Annotated in this window: 2 rRNA genes; both read right to left on the bottom strand. The window is 55.0% G+C overall.

Annotated features, from left to right (window positions below):
- A 23S ribosomal RNA gene (locus tag ACUYV6_RS13060) occupies positions 1-2,927 on the bottom strand; the annotation flags it as partial.
- Between the two features lie 468 nt (positions 2,928-3,395).
- Positions 3,396-4,927 (bottom strand): 16S ribosomal RNA (locus ACUYV6_RS13065).
- Between the last annotated feature and the right edge of the window lie 391 nt (positions 4,928-5,318).

Genomic DNA, 5,318 nt, shown 5'->3' on the forward strand with positions numbered 1-5,318 from the left:
CCATGCCCTTGGCAGAACAACTGGCACACCAGAGGTCCGTCCAACCCGGTCCTCTCGTACTAGGGTCAGATCCTCTCAAATCTCCAACGCGCGCAGAGGATAGGGACCGAACTGTCTCACGACGTTCTAAACCCAGCTCGCGTACCGCTTTAATGGGCGAACAGCCCAACCCTTGGGACCAACTCCAGCCCCAGGATGCGACGAGCCGACATCGAGGTGCCAAACCATGCCGTCGATATGGACTCTTGGGCAAGATCAGCCTGTTATCCCCGAGGTACCTTTTATCCGTTGAGCGACAGCGCTTCCACAAGCCACTGCCGGATCACTAGTCCCGACTTTCGTCCCTGCTCGACCTGTCAGTCTCACAGTCAAGCTCCCTTGTGCACTTACACTCGCCACCTGATTGCCAACCAGGTTGAGGGAACCTTTGGGCGCCTCCGTTACTCTTTAGGAGGCAACCGCCCCAGTTAAACTACCCACCAGGCACTGTCCCAACACCCGATCAGGGTGCGTGGTTAGGAATCCAATATGACCAGAGTGGTATTTCAACAACGACTCCACGATAACTAGCGTCACCGCTTCATAGTCTCCCACCTATCCTACACAAGCCACACCGAACACCAATACCAAGCTGTAGTAAAGGTCACGGGGTCTTTCCGTCCTTCTGCGCGTAACGAGCATCTTTACTCGTACTGCAATTTCGCCGAGTTCACGGTGGAGACAGCTGGGAAGTCGTTACGCCATTCGTGCAGGTCGGAACTTACCCGACAAGGAATTTCGCTACCTTAGGATGGTTATAGTTACCACCGCCGTTTACTGGGGCTTAAATTCAAAGCTTCGACCCCAAAGGGTCTAACCTCTCCTCTTAACCTTCCAGCACCGGGCAGGCGTCAGTCCGTATACATCCACTTGCGTGTTCGCACGGACCTGTGTTTTTAGTAAACAGTCGCTTCCCACTGGTCTCTGCGGCCACCACACCCTTTCGGAGTAAATCCTAATAAGTGGATGGCCCCCCTTCTCCCGAAGTTACGGGGGCATTTTGCCGAGTTCCTTCACCATGATTATCTCGATCTCCTGAGTATTCTCTACCTGACCACCTGAGTCGGTTTGGGGTACGGGCAACAATAGACCTCACGTCGATGCTTTTCTCGGCAGCATAGGATCACTGACTTCCCCATACGGGTCCCCATCACATCTCACCCAAAGCCCCGAAATATTACTCCGAGACGGGCTACATGCTTAGCCCGGGACAACCATCGCCCGGGACCAGCTACCTTCCTGCGTCACACCTGTTAACACGCTCACCACCCCAGCATCGGGTTCGCAGCCGCCACCAGAACATCACCCGAAGGATCCGTCCCGGCATTGGTTTGCTTAGCACTACTGGTTAGGTCTTTGTCGGTCTATCACCGGTACGGGAATATCAACCCGTTGTCCATCGACTACGCCTGTCGGCCTCGCCTTAGGTCCCGACTTACCCAGGGAAGATTAGCTTGACCCTGGAACCCTTGGTCTTCCGGAGGACGGGTTTCTCACCCGTCTTTCGCTACTCATGCCTGCATTCTCACTCGTGTGGCATCCACGACTGGATCACTCCGCCGCTTCACTCGCCACACGACGCTCTCCTACCCAACCCAGGGACTGGACCACGAAGGCCTGTCTCTACCTGGATTGCCGCAACTTCGGTGGTGTGCTTGAGCCCCGTTACATTGTCGGCGCGGAATCACTTGACCAGTGAGCTATTACGCACTCTTTCAAGGGTGGCTGCTTCTAAGCCAACCTCCTGGTTGTCACAGCAACTCCACATCCTTTTCCACTTAGCACACGCTTAGGGACCTTAGTTGGCGATCTGGGTTGTTTCCCTCTCGACTATGAAGCTTATCCCCCACAGTCTCACTGCTGCGCTCTCACTTACCGGCATTCGGAGTTTAGCTGACGTCAGTAACCTTGTAGGGCCCATCGGCCATCCAGTAGCTCTACCTCCGGCAAGAAACACGCAACGCTGCACCTAAATGCATTTCGGAGAGAACCAGCTATCACGAAGTTTGATTGGCCTTTCACCCCTATCCACAGCTCATCCCCTCAGTTTTCAACCTAAGTGGGTTCGGTCCTCCACGCGCTCTTACACACGCTTCAACCTGGCCATGGATAGATCACTTCGCTTCGGGTCTAGGACATGCGACTGAATCGCCCTATTCAGACTCGCTTTCGCTACGGCTACCCCACACGGGTTAACCTCGCCACATATCGCTAACTCGCAGGCTCATTCTTCAAAAGGCACGCCGTCACACCAACAATGGGTGCTCCGACGGATTGTAAGCAAACGGTTTCAGGTACTCTTTCACTCCCCTCCCGGGGTACTTTTCACCTTTCCCTCACGGTACTAGTCCGCTATCGGTCATCTGGGAGTATTTAGGCTTATCAGGTGGTCCTGACAGATTCACACGGGATTTCTCGGGCCCCGTGCTACTTGGGATACACACCACGCGGCACAACCATTTCGGATACGGGACTCTCACCCACTCCGGTCCACCGTTCCAAGCGGTTCTCCTATAGCTGCACTCTCACGTCGGAAGGCCGGCAGACCCCCCAGGCATGTCCCACAACCCCAACCATGCAACCCCTGCCGGGTATCACACATGACTGGTTTAGCCTCATCCAGTTTCGCTCGCCACTACTCCCGGAATCACTATTGTTTTCTCTTCCTGTGGGTACTGAGATGTTTCACTTCCCCACGTTCCCTCAACCCGCCCTATATATTCAGGCGGGAGTCACCAGGTACGCACGCGCCCTGGCGGGGTTTCCCCATTCGGAAATCCTCGGATCACAGCTCGTTTATCAACTCCCCGAGGCTTATCGCAGATTACGACGTCCTTCTTCGGCTCCAGATGCCAAGGCATCCACCGTTTGCTCTTTGAAACTTGAAAATCACATAAGCAATCATTTTGAAACACGCACCCACCAGGTGGGCACGTGACCAATGAAATTAAAGTAAATCAGCCAACACTCCACCCCACACACCCAAAGAGTGTGTGACGGTTTCACGCTGGCTAAGATGCTCGCGTCCACTGTGTAGTTCTCAACGTACGGTCGATCCCACCCCCCAGGACAACACGTTCCTGAACAGCAGGTCAGAAGACCAGCCCAACACCACCCCACACAGGGACGGCCCGGCCTGGGCCTCCAGGACCCAATAGTATGCACTCAGCGCTCACTCACACCCCACCCACACGTTCCAACCCAGGCCCCGAGGGGCACCAGGCGTACTAGCAGAGGCGAGGACACAAGCTTGCTTGTCTAATGTTCCACCCTTGAGCTGCATGCAAGAAACGTTTGTTCTTGGTCATGCATTCTCTGCACCCAGGCCCTGCGGGCTTGGGTGAGTTGCTCCTTAGAAAGGAGGTGATCCAGCCGCACCTTCCGGTACGGCTACCTTGTTACGACTTAGTCCTAATCACCAGTCCCACCTTCGACAGCTCCCTCCCCAGAAGGGGTTAGGCCACCGGCTTCGGGTGTTACCGACTTTCATGACTTGACGGGCGGTGTGTACAAGGCCCGGGAACGTATTCACCGCAGCGTTGCTGATCTGCGATTACTAGCGACTCCGACTTCATGGGGTCGAGTTGCAGACCCCAATCCGAACTGAGACCGGCTTTTTGGGATTCGCTCCACCTTACGGTATCGCCGCCCATTGTACCGGCCATTGTAGCATGCGTGAAGCCCAAGACATAAGGGGCATGATGATTTGACGTCATCCCCACCTTCCTCCGTGTTGACCACGGCAGTATCCCATGAGTTCCCACCATTACGTGCTGGCAACATAGGACGAGGGTTGCGCTCGTTGCCGGACTTAACCGAACATCTCACGACACGAGCTGACGACAACCATGCACCACCTGTATAGAAGTGTCCAAAGAGTTGATCATTTCTGACCCGTTCTTCTATATGTCAAGCCTTGGTAAGGTTCTTCGCGTTGCATCGAATTAATCCGCATGCTCCGCCGCTTGTGCGGGCCCCCGTCAATTCCTTTGAGTTTTAGCCTTGCGGCCGTACTCCCCAGGCGGGGAACTTAATGCGTTAGCTACGACACAGAACCCGTGGAACAGGCCCTACATCTAGTTCCCAACGTTTACGGCATGGACTACCAGGGTATCTAATCCTGTTCGCTCCCCATGCTTTCGCTCCTCAGCGTCAGTTACGGCCCAGAGATCTGCCTTCGCCATCGGTGTTCCTCCTGATATCTGCGCATTCCACCGCTACACCAGGAATTCCAATCTCCCCTACCGCACTCTAGCCTGCCCGTACCCACTGCAGGCCCGGAGTTGAGCTCCGGGATTTCACAGCAGACGCGACAAGCCGCCTACGAGCTCTTTACGCCCAATAATTCCGGACAACGCTTGCACCCTACGTATTACCGCGGCTGCTGGCACGTAGTTAGCCGGTGCTTTTTCTGCAGGTACCGTCACCCGAAGGCTTCTTCCCTACTAAAAGAGGTTTACAACCCGAAGGCCGTCATCCCTCACGCGGCGTTGCTGCATCAGGCTTGCGCCCATTGTGCAATATTCCCCACTGCTGCCTCCCGTAGGAGTCTGGGCCGTGTCTCAGTCCCAGTGTGGCCGGTCACCCTCTCAGGCCGGCTACCCGTCGTCGCCTTGGTGAGCCACTACCTCACCAACAAGCTGATAGGCCGCGAGTCCATCCCCAACCGATAAATCTTTCCACCCACAAAAGATGCCTCTATGGGTCGTATCCAGTATTAGACACCGTTTCCAGCGCTTATCCCAGAGTCAGGGGCAGGTTACTCACGTGTTACTCACCCGTTCGCCACTCATCCACCCAGTGCAAGCACCGGGCTTCAGCGTTCGACTTGCATGTGTTAAGCACGCCGCCAGCGTTCGTCCTGAGCCAGGATCAAACTCTCCGTAAAAAACAAAAGCAACCATCCACCGGGAAAAACGATGCATGATCACGAGTTTGACCTGACAAAACAAACATCAATACTGACGTTCATAAATTTTGTCCAAAAGGAATCTCCCACACCCACCAAACCCACTGGGTTCGACAGATGCCGGGGATAATAAATTTGGCATTTGACAATCAAGTGCACACTATTGAGTTCTCAAGGACCAGACACCCACCGTACCCACCCCACACACATGTGAAATGACTCCCGATAGGCAACTTGTCAAAGTTACCAGCCCGAACCCGAAACCGCAAACCAGCCTCAACCATCCGAACCCCGCACACGCGGAACCACCACCCCCAGGAACACATCCCAGAAGCAGCGATTGGAGAACCACAACCATACCACCCCACAC

The sequence above is a fragment of the Leucobacter sp. GX24907 genome, assembly GCF_053567335.1.